Annotated in this window: 16 protein-coding genes; all 16 read left to right on the forward strand. The window is 76.1% G+C overall.

Annotated features, from left to right (window positions below; genetic code table 11):
* The first annotated feature begins 60 nt into the window (after window positions 1-60).
* From SM577_RS27750 to SM577_RS27825, 16 genes are read left to right on the forward strand one after another with little or no spacing between them, the layout of a single operon-like run.
* Window positions 61-1,788, forward strand: a complete 1,728-nt coding sequence (locus SM577_RS27750) for a carbamoyltransferase N-terminal domain-containing protein (RefSeq protein ID WP_474581031.1) — start codon at window positions 61-63, stop codon at window positions 1,786-1,788.
* Window positions 1,785-2,801, forward strand: coding sequence for a methyltransferase (locus tag SM577_RS27755; protein WP_474588362.1), 1,017 nt, complete (start codon window positions 1,785-1,787; stop codon window positions 2,799-2,801). Before SM577_RS27750 ends, SM577_RS27755 begins: the two co-directional genes overlap by 4 nt.
* Window positions 2,798-3,565 carry a 3-oxoacyl-[acyl-carrier-protein] reductase gene (gene fabG / locus SM577_RS27760; RefSeq protein ID WP_302919899.1) on the forward strand — a complete coding sequence of 256 codons (768 nt, stop codon included), beginning with the start codon at window positions 2,798-2,800 and terminating at the stop codon, window positions 3,563-3,565. Before SM577_RS27755 ends, fabG begins: the two co-directional genes overlap by 4 nt.
* A complete protein-coding gene (locus SM577_RS27765) occupies window positions 3,562-3,972 on the forward strand; it encodes a 3-hydroxyacyl-ACP dehydratase FabZ family protein (RefSeq protein ID WP_474588363.1) in 411 nt (136 codons plus the stop codon). The genes fabG and SM577_RS27765 overlap by 4 nt, the downstream gene beginning before the upstream one ends.
* Window positions 3,960-4,451 carry a 3-hydroxyacyl-ACP dehydratase FabZ family protein gene (locus SM577_RS27770; protein ID WP_302919897.1) on the forward strand — a complete coding sequence of 164 codons (492 nt, stop codon included), beginning with the start codon at window positions 3,960-3,962 and terminating at the stop codon, window positions 4,449-4,451. Before SM577_RS27765 ends, SM577_RS27770 begins: the two co-directional genes overlap by 13 nt.
* A 30-nt stretch (window positions 4,452-4,481) precedes the next feature.
* Window positions 4,482-4,739: an acyl carrier protein gene (locus SM577_RS27775; RefSeq protein WP_088993393.1), complete on the forward strand. Its 258-nt coding sequence runs from the start codon at window positions 4,482-4,484 to the stop codon at window positions 4,737-4,739.
* A 1-nt stretch (window position 4,740) separates the two neighbouring features.
* Window positions 4,741-5,946: a beta-ketoacyl-[acyl-carrier-protein] synthase family protein gene (locus SM577_RS27780; protein WP_474581028.1), complete on the forward strand. Its 1,206-nt coding sequence runs from the start codon at window positions 4,741-4,743 to the stop codon at window positions 5,944-5,946.
* Window positions 5,943-7,040 (forward strand): beta-ketoacyl synthase N-terminal-like domain-containing protein, encoded by a 1,098-nt coding sequence (locus SM577_RS27785; protein WP_474588364.1) that lies wholly within the window; start codon window positions 5,943-5,945, stop codon window positions 7,038-7,040. The genes SM577_RS27780 and SM577_RS27785 overlap by 4 nt, the downstream gene beginning before the upstream one ends.
* Entirely contained in the window at window positions 7,021-8,145 is a 1,125-nt protein-coding gene (locus tag SM577_RS27790; RefSeq protein WP_474588365.1) for a beta-ketoacyl synthase N-terminal-like domain-containing protein, read from the forward strand. Before SM577_RS27785 ends, SM577_RS27790 begins: the two co-directional genes overlap by 20 nt.
* Window positions 8,142-9,011 carry a beta-ketoacyl synthase N-terminal-like domain-containing protein gene (locus tag SM577_RS27795; RefSeq protein ID WP_474588366.1) on the forward strand — a complete coding sequence of 290 codons (870 nt, stop codon included), beginning with the start codon at window positions 8,142-8,144 and terminating at the stop codon, window positions 9,009-9,011. Before SM577_RS27790 ends, SM577_RS27795 begins: the two co-directional genes overlap by 4 nt.
* Entirely contained in the window at window positions 9,008-9,781 is a 774-nt protein-coding gene (locus tag SM577_RS27800) for an alpha/beta fold hydrolase (RefSeq protein ID WP_302919892.1), read from the forward strand. Before SM577_RS27795 ends, SM577_RS27800 begins: the two co-directional genes overlap by 4 nt.
* A gap of 11 nt (window positions 9,782-9,792) precedes the next feature.
* The gene (locus tag SM577_RS27805; RefSeq protein ID WP_474581024.1) at window positions 9,793-10,686 is read left to right on the forward strand and encodes an acyl-CoA thioesterase family protein; all 894 of its coding nucleotides are present in this window, start codon (window positions 9,793-9,795) and stop codon (window positions 10,684-10,686) included.
* Window positions 10,683-11,366, forward strand: a complete 684-nt coding sequence (locus SM577_RS27810) for a 2-hydroxychromene-2-carboxylate isomerase (protein ID WP_302919890.1) — start codon at window positions 10,683-10,685, stop codon at window positions 11,364-11,366. The genes SM577_RS27805 and SM577_RS27810 overlap by 4 nt, the downstream gene beginning before the upstream one ends.
* Window positions 11,363-12,589, forward strand: a complete 1,227-nt coding sequence (locus tag SM577_RS27815; protein ID WP_302919889.1) for a cytochrome P450 — start codon at window positions 11,363-11,365, stop codon at window positions 12,587-12,589. Before SM577_RS27810 ends, SM577_RS27815 begins: the two co-directional genes overlap by 4 nt.
* 5 nt (window positions 12,590-12,594) lie before the next feature.
* Entirely contained in the window at window positions 12,595-13,725 is a 1,131-nt protein-coding gene (locus SM577_RS27820) for a steroid 3-ketoacyl-CoA thiolase (protein WP_302920418.1), read from the forward strand.
* Between the two features lie 4 nt (window positions 13,726-13,729).
* Window positions 13,730-14,629, forward strand: a complete 900-nt coding sequence (locus SM577_RS27825; RefSeq protein WP_302919888.1) for an LLM class flavin-dependent oxidoreductase — start codon at window positions 13,730-13,732, stop codon at window positions 14,627-14,629.
* Window positions 14,630-14,970 lie beyond the last annotated feature (341 nt).

Below are 14,970 nucleotides of genomic sequence, written 5' to 3' on the forward strand. Positions count from 1 at the left end.
CGTCGGGGCGTCGTACGACGCCGAGCGCCGCACCGGCGGCGGGTGGGGGTGGTGGTAGGCGTGACCGGTCGACAGGTGATCTGCGGCCTGAAGGTGACCCACGACGGCGCGGTGGCGGCGATCGACGGTGACCGGCTGCTCTTCTCCGTCGAGGCGGAGAAGATCGACAACCGGCGCCGCCACGCGCACCTGTCCGACCTCGCCGACGTCGCCCACCAACTCGCGCTGCACGACGTCGACGTGGCCGACCTGGCGGCGGTCAGCGTGGACGGCTGGGTGCAGTCGCGCGACGGCCGGGCCGGCGCCGAGGTGGTCCGCGAGGACGGCTCGGCGGTCACCCTCGACCTGGCCGGCTACGCGGTGCTCGGTGGGCCGGGGGAGAACCCGGAGGCGCTCACCGGGATCACCGGCGCCGGGCTGTCGGTGGGCGGCCGGGACCTGCCGCACACCAGCTACCCGCACGCCACCGACCACGCGCTGGCCAGCTACTGCACCAGCCCGTACGCCCGGGCCGGGCAGCCCGCGCTGATCCTGGTCTGGGACGGCGGGATGCCGGCGGCGCTCTACCGGTTCGACCCGGCGGCCCGGTCGCTGACCGCGCTGGGGCCGGTGCTCGGCATCGCCGGCGCGCTCTATCCGGTCTTCGCCTCGCACTTCGCCCCGTTCCGGGTCTCCGCGGAGCAGCGCCGCTCGCTCGGCGGGCTGGGCGACTTCGCCCAACTGGAGGCGCTGCTGCCCATCTCCGGCAAGGCGATGGCGTACGCCGCGCTGGCCGAACCGGACGAGGCGGCGATCGCGGTGATGGCCGAGCAGACCCGGCGGCTGCTGCCGATCGAGGTGACCCGCGGCTTCATCTGGAGCGCCCAGGTGCTGCGCCAGCTGGCGCCGATGGGGCTCTCCGACGCGGCAGTGCTGGCCAGCTTCCAGGAGCACCTGCTGCGGCTGCTGCTGGCCGGCCTGCGCGACGGCCCGGCCGCCCGGTACGCCGCCGCCGGCGAACCGCTCTGCCTCTCCGGCGGCTGCGCGCTGAACATCAAGTGGAACGCGGCGATCCGGGCCAGCGGGATGTTCTCCGACGTCTGGGTGCCGCCGTTCCCCAACGACGCCGGCTCGGCCATCGGCGCGGCCTGCGCCGAGCTGATCCGGCGGACCGGCACCTCCGCGCTGACCTGGTCGGTCTTCGCCGGGCCGGCGGTCGGCTACGGCGACGCCCCGCCGGCGGGCTGGACCTTCCGGCCGTGCGAGATCGAGGAGGTCGCCGAGCTGCTGCACCGCGAGCGGGAACCGGTGGTGGTGCTGCACGGCCGCGCCGAGCTCGGGCCGCGGGCGCTGGGGCACCGCAGCATCATCGCCCCGGCCGACGATCCGGGGATGCAGGACCGGCTCAACCGGATCAAGCTGCGCGAGGCGTACCGGCCGGTGGCGCCGATCTGCCTGGTCGACCGGGCGCCCGAGGTGTTCGACCCGGGCACCCCCGACCCGTACATGCTCTTCGAGCACCAGGTGCGCGCCGGCTGGCGGGACCGGGTGCCGGCGATCGTGCACGCCGACGGCAGCGCCCGGTTGCAGACCGTGGGGCCCGACCATCCGCTGCTGTTCCGGCTGCTCACCGCGTACCACGCGCGCAGCGGGGTGCCGGTGCTCTGCAACACCAGCGCGAACCTGCCCGGCCGGGGCTTCTTCCCGGACGCCTTCTCGGCGATCAAGTGGGGTGGGGTCCGGTACGTCTGGTGCGACGGGCGGCTCTACTCCAGCGGGGACGCCGGCGCCGGGTCGGGGCCGGCATGACGCTCCGCCGCGGCGACATCTCCTCGATGCTGGAGATGCTTCCGCCGTTCGCCATCCGGGTGGCCGCCACCCTGCGCCTCTCCGACCACCTCGGCGACGGTGCCCGGTCGGCCGGCGAGCTGGCCCTGGCCACCGGCGCGGACGCCGACGCGCTCGGCCGGCTGCTGCGCTACCTCTGCTCGCTGGGCCTCTACCGGGAGGCCACGCCGGATCGGTTCGCGCTCACCCCGGCCGGCCGGATGCTCACCGGGCGGAGCGCCGGCGACCTGCGGCAGTGGCTCGACCTGGACGGCGCCGGCGGCCGGATGGACCTGGCGCTGGCCGGGCTGCTGCACGCGGTACGCACCGGCGGGGCGGGCTACCCGGCGGTGTTCGACCGGCCGTTCTGGGACGACCTGGCCGCCGACCCGGCCCGGGCCGCCTCCTTCGACGAGCTGATGGCCGCCAAGTCCGCCCGGGTGGTGCCGGACCTCGCCGCGCTGGACTGGGCCGGGGTGCGGCACGTGGTGGACGTCGGCGGCGGCGTGGGCCGCACCCTGGGCGCCCTGCTGGAGGCCCACCCGCACCTGCGCGGCACCCTGCTGGACCGGCCGCCGGTGGCCGAGCAGGCCCGCCGGCGGCTGGCCGAGGCCGGGCTGGCCGACCGGTGCGACGTCGTCGGCGGGAGCTTCCTGTCCGGGGTGCCCGCCGGCGGCGACGCCTACCTGCTCTTCGACATCCTGCACAACTGGGACGACGAGACCGCGCGGGAGATCCTCGGCCGGTGCGCCGCGGCGGCCGGGCCGGCCGGCCGGGTGCTCGTGGTCGAGGAGGTGCCCGCCGACGACGACCGCACCGGCCGGGCGATGGACCTGAAGATGCTGGTCCTGTTCGGCGGTCGCCAGCGCACCGAGGCGGGCTTCGCGGCGCTGGCCGCCAAGGCCGGCCTGGGTGCGCCCACCGTACGCCGGCTGCCCTGCGGGTTCTCCGTGGTGGAGACGGCCGGCACGCAGCGGAGCGGAGGGCCGGCATGAGCGAGCGGATCAGCGGGCGCGGTGCCGGCGTGAGCGGGCACGTGCTGGTCACCGGGGCGTCCCGGGGCATCGGCCGGTCGGTCGCGCTGCGCCTGGCCGCGGCCGGCTTCGACGTCACGGGCTGCTACGCCGGCCGGGCCGACGACGCGGCGCAGACCGAGAAGGCCGTCGCCGACCTCGGCGTCCGGACCCATTTCGCCGCCTGCGACGTGGGCGACCTGGCCGCGGTGACCACGCTGGTGACCGAGGCCGAGGAACGGCTCGGGCCGCTGACCGCGGTGGTCAACAACGCCGGCATCACCCGCGACGCCACCACCGTGCTGATGGCCGAGCGGGACTGGGACGCCGTGCTGCGCACCAACCTCACCGGCACCTGGAACGTCTGCCGCACGGTCGGCTACCGGTTCCTCAAGCGGCGCCGGGGGGCGATGGTGAACATCTCCTCGGTGGCCGGCGTGTACGGGCACGCCGGGCAGTCCAACTACGCCGCCGCCAAGGCCGGCATCATCGGGCTGACCCGGTCGCTGGCCAAGGAGATCGCCCCCTACGGCCTGCGCGCCAACGTGGTGGCCCCGGGTTTCATCGAGACCGAGATGACCGCCGGGCTGCCCGACCGGTTGCGGGCCAAGGCCCGCGAGTCGATCCCGCTGCGCCGCTTCGGCACCCCCGACGACGTCGCCGGGCTGGTCGCCTTCCTGCTCTCCGACGACGCCTCCTACATCACCGGCCAGGTGTTCCAGGTGGACGGGGGGATCGTGCTGTGACCGACCTCCTCGACGCCGTCCGGCCGCTGGTCGCCTGTGACCGGGTGACCGCCATCGTGGACGGCGACGTCCGGCGGATCACCGGCGAGCTGCGGGTCCGCGGCGACGGCCCCTACCTGCCGGACCACTTTCCCGGGCTGACCATCTTCCCCGGCGTGTTCGTGCTGGAGGCGGTGGTGCAGGCCGCGGCCGGGGCGTTCGGCGAGCCGGACGGGCACCGGATGCGGCTGGGCACCGTGCGGTCGCTGCGCTTCCTGGTGCCGTTGCGCCCCGGCGACCTGCTGCGGGTGCTCGCCGAGGCGACCGAGGTGTCGCCACCGCACCCGGTGCTGGTGCGCGCCGACTGCCGGCGCGGCGACGGGGTGCGGGTGGCCACCGCGACGGTGGAGTGCGGGTGGTCGGGGTGAGGCTCGACTTCCCCCAGCTGCGCCGGACGCTGCCGCACGGGCCCGGCATGCTGCTGCTCGACCGGGTCGAGGAGCTGCGCCCCGGGGTGGGGCTGACCGCGGTCAAGACCGTCTCCGGGATCGAGCCGTGCTACGCCGGGCTCGACCCGGCCGACGGCGTCGAGGCGTACGCCTACCCGTCCTGCCTGCTGCTGGAGTCGTTCGGCCAGGCGGCGGCGGTGCTCTGGCTGCACAGCGCCGGCGGCACCCGGCCGGACGAGGTGCTGATGCTGGCCGCGGCCCGGGACTGCGCGTTCGTCGGGCGGGCGTACCCGGGCGACGTGGTCCGCCACGTCGTCGAGCTGGAGCACCGCAGCGACGGCGCCGCGTTCGTCACCGGCCGCAGCAGCGTGGGCTCGCGCCCGATCGCGACCTACGGCTCGCTCACCGCGGTCGTCCGGCCGCGCACCGCCCTACCGGCACGGCCCGACGGCACGTGACCACCAACCGATCGGAGGGAGCAGTTGACCATGGCTGACGGCGACACGCGTCTGGCGGAGCTGAGGGAACTCGTCGCGGAGGTCCTGGAGGTCGAGCCGGAGGAGCTGACCGACACCGGGGACTTCCAGGAGGAGTACGAGGCGGACTCGTTGCGGGCGATCGAGATGCTCGCCCGGATCGAGAAGAAGTACAAGATCGAGATTCCGCAGCAGGAGCTGGCGAACATGCAGAACCTCAAGGCCGTGTACGCGGTGACGGCCGGCTACGCCGGCTGGTCCGAATCGTGACATGAAGCGGGTGGTGATCACCGGCCTGGGACCGGTGTCGAACATCGGGATCGGGGCGGCGGCGTTCGAATCCGGGCTGCGCGGCGGGCACACCGGCATCTCCGCCATCACCAGCTTCGACACCGCCGGCTTCCCCCGGACCATGGCCGGGGAGGTGCGGGCGTTCGAGCCGGAGCCGATCCTGCGCCGGCTCGACACCGCCACCTGGGGCCGGTCCAGCCTCTTCGCGGCCGCCGCGGCGCGGCTCGCCGTGCGCGACGCCGGCCTGCGCGTCGACCGGGTGCCGCCGCACCGGGTCGGCGTGGTGGTCGGCACCACCAGCGGCGAGTCGAAGGTGACCGAGGAGATGGGCCGCCGGATCGTCGACCACGGCTTCCCGGCGCTCCCCGGTGAGCTGGCCGAGCAGCTGCCCGCCGGGCGGCTCGCCGCCGCGGTGAGCGAGGAGCTGGGCGTCACCGGGGAGTCGGTCACCCTCGCCACCGCCTGCTCGGCCAGCAACTACGCCCTCGGCTACGCGTACGACCTGGTGGCCAACGGCGACGCGGACGTGATGCTCACCGGCGGCGCGGACTCGGTGTGCCGCTGGGCGCACGCCGGCTTCGTCCGGCTCGGTGCGGTGGCCGACAAGGCCTGCGCGCCGTTCGACCGGGACCGCTCCGGAATGATCACCGCGGAGGGCGGCGCCATGCTGGTGCTGGAGTCCGCCGAGCACGCCCGCGCCCGGGGGGCCACGCCCTACGCCGAGGTACTGGGCTACGGCCTGAACTGCGACGCCCGGCACATGGTCGCCCCGGACGCCGCCTCGATCGCCGAGTGCATGCGGCTGGCGCACCGCAACGCCGGCGTCCGTCCGGACGACGTCGACTACGTCTGCGCCCACGGCACCGGCACCGCGGCCAACGACGCCACCGAGGCGGCCGCGCTGGAGGACGCCTTCGACGGGCGGGTGCCGCCGGTCAGCTCGATCAAGTCGATGCTCGGCCACACCATGGGTGCGGCCAGCGCGTTCGGGGTGATGGCGACGGCCCTGGCGATCGCCCGCGGGTTCCTGCCACCCACCATCAACTGGAGCAACCCGGACCCGGCGATGGCCCGGCTGGACCCGATCCCCAACCACGCCCGGCCGGCCCGGGTGCGGGTGGCCCAGAACAACGGCTTCGCCTTCGGCGGGAACAACGCCATCGTGCTGCTGGGAGCGGTGTCGTGAGCGCGCTGCAGATCATCGGCTGGGGCGTCACCAGCCCGGCCGGCACCGACGACCACGCCCTGGTCGGTGCGCTCGACCGGCCGCCCGCGCCGGTCGAGGTCACCGGCCGGTACGACGCCCCGCTGCCCACGCCGCGCGCGCACGCCCTGCTCGACTTCGACGTCCGGGCCGAGCTGGGCCGCAAGGGCACCAGCTTCTTCGACCGGCGGACCGCGCTCACCGTGGTCACCTGCCGCCGCGCGCTGGCCGACGCCGGTCTCCAGGTCAGCGACGCCAACCGGCACCGGATCGGGGTGGTGCTCGGCACCACCGCCGGCAGCGTCCGCTCCTCGGTGGACTACGCGGTGGACACCTTCACCCAGGACCCGCCCTACATGGTGAACCCGGCGCTGTTCCCGAACACGGTGATGAACTGCGCCGCCGGGCAGTCCGCCATCTGGTTCAACCTCACCGGGGTCAACGCCACGCTGGCCGGCGGCCGGGTGGCGTTCCTGTCCGTGCTGCGCTGGTGCGCCAACAGCTTCCGCTCCCGGCAGGCCGACTACCTGCTGGCCGGCGCGGTCGAGGAGTTCACCCCGCACACCGCCTGGCTGTCCCGGCACGGCCGCGACGACGAGCTGCCGGCCGGTGAGGGCGGCGCGGTGTTCGTGCTGCGCCCGCCCGGCGGCACCCACCTGCGCGGCCCGGACGCCGAGGTGCTCGCCGTGACGCTGGGCTTCTGCCCCCGGGGGCGGGACCGCGCCGAGGCGCTCGCCGGCTGCCTGCGCGGCGCCCTCGACCGCTGTGGGGTCGGCGGCGACCGGGTGCGGATGGCGGCGATCGGCGGCGCCGACGACGCGGCGGCCCGGGCCACCGCGTGGCGGGCCGTCGAGTCGGCGCTCGGGCACTCCCGAGTCCGGCGGATCGCCGTCGACGGGGCGATGGGTGACAACCCCACCGCCGGCGGGGCGCTGGAACTGGCCACCGTGCTGGCCGCGCACCGGCAGGATCCGCGGCTGGACGGGCAGCTGTCGGTGCTGGTGGCGCAGAACCGCGAGGGGGCGGTGGGCGCCGCCGTCGTCCGGGGGTGGGGCCGTGGCTCTGCTCGCGGCTAGCGCGGTACGCAGCTGCCTCGGCGACGGCGCCGCGACCTTCGACCGGCTGCTGGCCGGCGAGAGCGGCGTCGGCCCGCTGCGCCACGTCGACCCGGCCGCTGTCAACGTCACCCGCGCCCACCACCTGCCCGCCCCGGCCGGCGCGGGCGAGCCGGACCTGCCGGCCAGCGACTGGCTCGCCGGGTGCGTCACCGCCGCGCTCGCCGCGGCCGGGCTCGACCCGGCCACCGCCCGGGTGCCGGTGCTGGTCGGCACCGGCCTGCGCGAACTGCGGGCGGTGGAGCGGCAGGCGGTGTCCGGCCGGCCGGTCCGGGCGGCCCGGCTGCACTTCACCGGCGCGCTGCGGGCCGCCGCCCCGCGGCTGGGCCCGGTGCTCACCGTCGCCAACGCGTGCAGCGCGTCCGGGCACACCCTCGCCCTCGCCGCCGACCTGGTCGACGGCGGGTCGGCCGACGTGGTGGTGGCCGCCGGCACCGACGCGATGACCGCGTCCATGCTGGCCATGATCGGACGGGTCACCGAGGAGCCGACCGAACGGGTGCGCCCCTTCGACGCCGACCGCACCGGGGTGCTGCTCGGCGAGGGCGCCGCCGCGGTGGTGGTGGTCGGCGAGGCGTGGCGGGGGCCGGTGGCGGCCCGGCTGCTCGGCGTCGGCCTCTCCTGCGACGCGCACCACGAGACCGCCCCGTCGCTGGCCGGCATCAGCCGGGCGATGACCGACGCGCTGGCCCGCGCCCGCCGGTCCCCGGCCGAGGTGGACGTGGTGGTCAGCCACGGCACCGGCACGCTGCTCAACGACGTCACCGAGGCCGAGGCGATCCAGCGGGTGCTGGTCGACGCCGGCGGCGACCCGTACGTCACCGGCGTCAAGGGGGCGCTCGGGCACACCTCCGGCGCGTCCGCGCTGATGAGCCTGGACGTGGCGATCCGCTGCCTGCGCGCCGGTCGGGTGCCGCCGGTGGTGGGGCTGCGCCGGCCGCTGCCGGAGGCCAAGGGGCTGCGCCTGGTCACCGGCGCGCCGGTGCGCTGCGCCGCACGGGTGGCCCAGGTCAACTCGTTCGGCTTCGGCGGCGTCAACGCGGTCACCCTGGTGGAGGCGGCGTGAGGGGCTCAGGGGTCGCGGTCACCGGGTGGAGCGCGCACCTGCCCGAGCTGCCGTCCGGTGCCCGGCTCGCCGGCTGGGACCCGGGCCCGGCGTGCCCGCCCGAGGACGCCGCGACGCTGCTCGGCCGCAAGGGGCTGCTGGCCAAGGAACCGGCGACCCGGTTGGCGCTCTGCGCGGTGCACCGGGCGCTGGGCCGGCCGGCGCGGGCCGGCCGGCGGGCCCCCGACACGCCACCGGACCCGGACACCGCCGTGGTGGTGGCCACCAACCTCGGCAACTGCGCCACCGTCGCGGCGGTGGCCACCGCCGTCGCCGCGGACGGGGTCCGGGCGGTCAGCCCGCTGGACGCGCCGAACGCGTCGAGCAACGTGGTCAGCAGCACCGTGGCGATCTGGTTCGGCTGGGGCGGACCCAACCTGACGGTCTGCTCGGGCCACCCGGCCGGCCTGGACGCGGTCGCGCTCGGCATGCTGCTGCTGGCCGCCGGCCGGACCCGCCGGGCGGTGGTGGTCGGCGCGGAACCGGCCGACCCGGTCGCCGCCGGGCTGCTGGACGCCGCGGCGCCGCTGCGCCCGGTGGCCGCCTGCGTGCTGCTCGAACGCGACGGGGACCTGCGGCTGGACCCGGTCGACGAGCTGACCGGGCCGCCGCCCGGGGAAGCGGACCTGCTGCTCGCCCCGGCCGGCCTGACCGCCGGCGCGGTCGACCTGACCGGCGCGGTCGGCGCCGGCTACGGCGCGCTCGGCGTCCTCCAGGTGGCGGTGGCCGCCGCCGTGCTCGCCGAGCGGGGCGGCAGCGCCCGGATCGTCTGCGGCGACCCGGACGACGGGTACCGCACCACCCGGCTGTCGAGGGAGACCGGATGACGTCGCCGCAGGCCCACCTGCTCTCGCCGGGCACCGACACCGGCCCGTGCGCGGTCTTCGTGCACGGCATCGAGGACACCTGGCGTACCTGGACCCGGCTGTCGCGCTGCCTCGGGCCGCAGTGGCGCACGGTCGCCCTCGACCTGCCCTGGCGGGCCGGCAACGACTACCGCTGGCGCTGGTCCGGCGGCCCGGGGGACTGGGTCGCGGCCGGGCTGGACGGCCTCGGCGACCGCCCGTTCCTGCTGGTCGGCCACTCGTTCGGCGCGAACGCGGTGCTCGCCCGGCTGGCCGCCGGCGAGCCGCGGGCCACCGCCGCGGTGCTCGCCGCGCCGTTCTTCCGACCGGCCGAGCACCGGGTCACCTGGGAGACCTTCGACCTGTCCCGGGAGACCTTCCAGCGGCAGATCAGCGACGGGATGCGGCTGCGGCTGCGGCGCACCGCACCGCCGGACGTCTTCGAGGTCATGATCGCCCGTACCTGCGAGCGGATCGGCCCGGTCGGCTTCCTCGCCGTCTTCGAGCAGTACGTCGCCAGCGGCCACCTGCCGCTGTCGCACGTGGACATCCCGGCGGCCATCCTCATCGGCGAGGCGGACCCGGGGATGTTCCGCCCGCACATGGAGGCGCTGGCCCGCCGGCTGCCCCGGGCCACGGTGGCCGCCGGCGACGACTTCGACCACTTCTGCCACGTCAACCACGCACCCGAGGTGGCCCGGCTGATCGAGGAGCTGGCGGCCGCCGGCGCCGGCACCCGACCGACCGAGTGAGGAGGGGATCCATGTCCAGTCCCGAACCGGACCGCGGCACCGTCTGCCGGCTCCGTCCCCGGTACGCGGGCGCCAACATCCGCACCTGGATCGGCTTCAAGACCTTCATGTACCTGGCCGAGGAGGCCACCCTGGCCTGGTTCCGGGAGCGGGACCTCGGACCGCAGACCCTCTACCACCGGTACGGCCTCGGGCTGGAGATCGTGGACAGCTCGGTGCAGCTGCCCGCCGTCCTGGAGGTCGACGACGAGGTGGCGGCGCGGGTCGAACCGCGCGGGCCCGGACGGTTCGGGGTGCGGCTGCACCTGCGCCGCGACGGGCAGCCGGTCACCGTGGCCCGGGGCACCGTGACTGTCGCGCTGGTCACCGAGCGCGGCGCCCCCGCCGGTGACCCGCCGCCGGCACTGGCCCCGCTGGTGGTGCCCGGCGTGGCCGCGGTCGCCCCGGCCGACCCGCCGCCGCCGGGCACGGAGCCGTACCGCTTCGGGTGGCGGGCCCGCTACTTCCACTGCCACTACTCCGACCGGGTGCAGCACGGCAGCCACGTCGCCGCGCTGGAGGAGGTGGTCGACCGGTTCCTCGCCGACCGGGGCCTGTCGGTGCCCCGGCTGCTTGCCGAGCGCAGCTGGATCCCGGTGGTGTCCCGGGCCCGGGTGCGGCTGCTCGCCGACGCGCACATGGACGACGAGATCGAGACCACCTTCACCGTCACCGAGATCGTCAAGGACCGCGCCTTCGACGGCCGGATGGACGCCTTCGCCACCGGGCCCGGGCGGGACCGGCCGCGGCACGTGGCGACCGCCCGCATCCTGCACGGCTACGCGGTCAGCGCCGGACCGGAGGCCGGCACCCTGGCCCAGCTCGACCCGGAGACGGTCAAGGCGCTCACCGGGGGCGCGTCGTGAAGCGCGGACCCCGGGTGCACTTCTCCTTCCGCAGCCCGTTCAGCTGGATGGCGATCCACCGGCTGCGGCGCCGGCTGCCCGACGCCCACCAGCGGCTGGAGTTCATCCCCTACTGGGACCCGGACGAGCGCACCAGCGCCGACCTGGCGGCCGCCGGGGCGCAGTTCCACTACACCCCGATGAGCAAGGCCAAGCACCTCTACATCCTGCACGACACCCGGCGACAGGCCGCCAAGCTCGGGCTGCGGATGGTCTGGCCGGTCGACATCGACCCGTGGTGGGAACTGCCGCACCTGGGCTACCTGCTGGCCCGGCGACTCGGGCGCGGCGAGCGGTTCTACGACGAGGTCACCGCCGCCCGGTGGGAGCGCGGCGAGAACATCTGCGACCCGCCGGTGCTGCGCGCCGCGGCCGAGCGGGCGGGGCTGGACGGCGACCGGATCGTGGCCGCCGCCGAGTCCGCCGAGATCCGCGCCGCCGGGGTGGACTGCCTGGTCACCGCGTACCACGACGACATCTTCGGGATCCCGTACTTCCGGGTCGGGCGGCACCGGTTCTGGGGGCTGGACCGGCTCGACGACTTCCTCACCGAACTGCTCGGCCCGGCCACCGAGCCGGTGCCCACCGGCGCGCCGCGGCGGGTGCTCGCCGACACCGACACCGCGGGCGGCTGCGGATGAGCGGCACCGCGGTCCGCGGACCGGCGCTGTTCGACCCGACGGACCCGGCCGTCGCCGACGACCCGTACCCCAGTTACGCCCGGCTGCGCCGGGAGGCCCCGGTGCTGCACCTGCCGGCGGCGGACGTCTGGGCGGTGAGCCGGCACGCCGACGTGGCGGCGGTGCTGCGCGACCCGGCCACGTTCTCCTCCAAGGTGGGCATGAGCCCCGACTTCGGCGGGCGGAAGGTGATCCCGGACGCCGGGGTGCGCTACCGGATCGGCGCGCCGGACGTGCGGGTGCTGATCGCCACCGACCCGCCCGAGCACCAGGTGTTCCGGCGGGCGGTGGCGCGCGCCTTCAGCCCGTCCGCGGTCGCCGCCCTGACGCCGCGGGTCACCCGGATCGCCCGCGACCGGGTGCGCCGGCTGCTGGCGTACGACGGGCCGGTCGACTTCTTCGCCGAGGTGGCCGAGCCGGTGCCGGCGCTGGTGCTGGCGGAGATGCTCGGCGTCCCGGCGGAGATGCAGCACGAGTTCCGGCAGTGGTCGGCGGTGATCACCGCCGACCTGAGCCAGGCCGGTTCCGGCGCCGACGGCATCGGCCGCGGCATGGACATGTTCCGGTTCTTCGGGCGGCGGCTGCGGCACGGCACCCCGCACGACCCGCCCGACCTCTTCGACGCCATCGCCGCCGGGCGCCGGGCCGGCATCACCGACCAGGAGGTACTGGCCTTCTGCGCGTTCCTGCTGGTCGCCGGGATCGAGACCACCACCAGCCTGGCCACCAACCTGCTGCACGCGCTGATCGGCCGCCCCGAGCTCGCCGACCGGCTGCGCCGCCACCCCGAGCTGGTGCCCGCCGCGGTGGAGGAGGGCATCCGGTACGACACCTCGGTGCAGGCGCTGTGGCGCGGCACCACCCGGGAGGTGACGCTGCGCGGGCAGCGCATCCCGGCCGGCGCCCGGGTGCTGGTGCTCTTCGGCTCGGCCAACCGCGACGAGGCGGTCTTCCCCGACCCGGACACCTTCCGCCTGGACCGCCACCCCAACGACCACCTGGGCTTCGGCGGCGGGGTGCACTACTGCCTCGGGGCCCGGCTGGCCCGCCTGGAGCTGACAGCGGTCTTCACCGAACTGCTCGCCGCGACCCGGGCGATCGAGGCGGCCGGCCCCGGCCGGCGTACCGGCAGCCTGGTGCTGCGCGGCTTCACCCACCAGCCGGTACGGGCGGTGCCCCGGTGACCGGGCTGACCGACGCGGTGATCGTGGACGCCGTCCGCACCCCGATCGGGCGGCGCGACGGCGCGCTGTCCGCCCTCAAGCCGGTGGCGCTGCTGCGGCACGTGCTGCTCGGGCTGATCGAGCGCACCGGCCTCGACCCGGCCGCGGTGGAGCAGGTGATCGGCGGCTGCGTCAGCCAGGTCGGCGAACAGGGGCTCGGGGTCACCCGCAACGCCTGGCTCGCCACCGGGCTGGACCCGGCCGTCGGCTGCACCACCGTCGACGTCAGCTGCGGCTCCGCCCAGCAGGCCAACCACCTGGTCGCCGCGCTGGTCGCCACCGGCGCGATCGAGGTGGGCATCGCCTGCGGCGTCGAGTCGATGAGCCGGGTGCCGGCCGGCGCCAACGCGCCGGGCGGCGTGGACGAGCACAAGCTGCCCGACTACCCGTGGGACGACCCGCCCGGCGTGCAGTTCGGCGGGGCCGAGCGGATCGCCCGGCGCGAGGGGCTGACCCGCGCCGACCTCGACGGCTACGGGGCGCTGTCCCAGCAGCGCGCCGCCCGCGCCTGGGCGCGAGGACGGTACGCCGCCGAGGTGCTGCCGCTGGGCGGCCTGACCCGCGACGAGGGGCTGCGCCCCACCACCGTCGAGACGCTGGCCGGGCTGCGCCCGGTGATGCGCGGCGGGCTGCACACCGCCGGCAGCACCTCGCAGGTCTCCGACGGTGCCGCCGCGGTGCTCTGGATGTCCCGCCGCCGCGCCGACGAGCTGGGGCTGCGGCCCCGCGCCCGGCTGCTGCACCAGGTGGTGACCGGCGCCGACCCGTACTTCCTGCTGGACGGGCCGACCGTGGCCACAAGGCGGATCCTGGACCGGGCCGGGCTGAAGCTCACCGACCTGGACGTGGTGGAGGTCAACGAGGCGTTCGCCGCGGTGGTCCTCTCCTGGGCCCGGCACCACGGCGCCGACCTGGACCGGGTGAACGTCAACGGGGGAGCGATAGCGCTCGGGCACCCGATGGGCGCCACCGGCGCCCGGCTGCTCACCACCGCCCTGCACGAGCTGGAACGCGTCGACGGCGAGCTGGCCCTGGTCACCATGTGCTGCGGCGGCAGCCAGGGCACCGCCTCGGTGCTGCAACGGATCGCGGGGTGAGCCGGTGCGGATCGGACTGCTGCTCGACCGGTTCGACTGGCCCGGCGGCCCGGCCGCGCAGGGCCCCACCCTGCGCCGGATCGCCGTCGAGGCGGAGCGGGCCGGGGTGGCCAGCATCTGGATCAACGACCACTTCCTGCAGATTCCGCTCTTCGGCGAGGTCACCGACCCGATCCTGGAGTCCTGGACGGTGCTGGCCCACCTCGCCGCCGTCACCCGGCGGGTCGAGCTGGGCACCCTGACCACCGGTGGGCACCACCGGCACCCGGGGCCGTTGCTGAAGATCGTCACCACCCTGGACGTGCTCTCCGGCGGGCGCGCCTGGCTCGGCGTCGGTCCGGCCTGGAACGAGCGCGAGCAACTCGCCCTGGGCATCCCGACGTACAGCTGGCCGGAACGGTTCGCCCGGCTGGAGGAGCTGCTCCAGGTCGCGCACCGGGCGTTCGCCGGCGACCGCAGCCCGTACGCCGGGGAGCACCTGCGGCTGGCGGAACCGATCTTCTCGCCGCCCCCGCTGCGCCGACCCCCGATCCTGGTCGGCGGCGCCCACGAGCGCCGGGTCTTCCCCCTGGTCGCCCGGTACGCCGACGCCTGCAACCTGTTCGAGGCGGGCGGGCTGCCGATGCTGCGGCTCAAGCTCGACCTGCTGCGCCGCCGCTGCGAGGAGATCGGGCGCGACTTCGCCACCCTGCGCCGGACCTCGTTCGGCCCGCTGCACCTGACCCGCACCGGCGCCGGCGACTCGCAGACCGTCCCGGCCGCGCTGGAGCGGTTCGCCACCCTCGCCGGGGAGGGCTTCGAGCTGGCCATCGTGGCGCTGGCCGACCCGCTCGACCCGGCCGCGTTCGAGCTGCTCGCCGAGCTGGTCGAGGCGCTCGCGCCGGTCGCCGCCGCGCCCCGGTAGGCGGTTCGCGCCGGTCGCCGCCGCGCCCCGGTAGGCGGTTCGCGCCGGTCGCCGCCGCGCCCCGGTAGGCGGTTCGCGCCGGTCGCCGCCCCCCGGGTAGCCGATCCCGCCGGTCGCCGTCGTGCCCCGATGGCCCGCCCGCGTCGCGTGGACTGCCGGACCGGCAGCCCGTCCGTGTTGCCCGGAGCCGGGGCCGGGTGAACCGCTCGGGTCGGTCGCCGTCGCGGGCCGGTGGAGCCCGTGCCGGGCGGCCCGGTGTGCAATCCGCGCTCCTTGTCGGTCTCCGCGGCCCGTTGGGAGACTGGCTGCGCCGTGACGGTGGGCGACGAGTCGCGTGCCAT

The organism is Micromonospora desertarenae (assembly GCF_056150265.1).

What these genes read in the sequence shown, in the direction of transcription:
- SM577_RS27805 (WP_474581024.1), top strand. Translation starts at nt 9,793, where the DNA reads ATGTCCAGTCCCGAACCGGACCGCGGCACCGTCTGCCGGCTCCGTCCC.
- SM577_RS27800 (WP_302919892.1), top strand. Translation starts at nt 9,008, where the DNA reads ATGACGTCGCCGCAGGCCCACCTGCTCTCGCCGGGCACCGACACCGGC.
- SM577_RS27815 (WP_302919889.1), top strand. Translation starts at nt 11,363, where the DNA reads ATGAGCGGCACCGCGGTCCGCGGACCGGCGCTGTTCGACCCGACGGAC.
- SM577_RS27755 (WP_474588362.1), top strand. Translation starts at nt 1,785, where the DNA reads ATGACGCTCCGCCGCGGCGACATCTCCTCGATGCTGGAGATGCTTCCG.
- SM577_RS27775 (WP_088993393.1), top strand. Translation starts at nt 4,482, where the DNA reads ATGGCTGACGGCGACACGCGTCTGGCGGAGCTGAGGGAACTCGTCGCG.
- fabG (WP_302919899.1), top strand. Translation starts at nt 2,798, where the DNA reads ATGAGCGAGCGGATCAGCGGGCGCGGTGCCGGCGTGAGCGGGCACGTG.
- SM577_RS27780 (WP_474581028.1), top strand. Translation starts at nt 4,741, where the DNA reads ATGAAGCGGGTGGTGATCACCGGCCTGGGACCGGTGTCGAACATCGGG.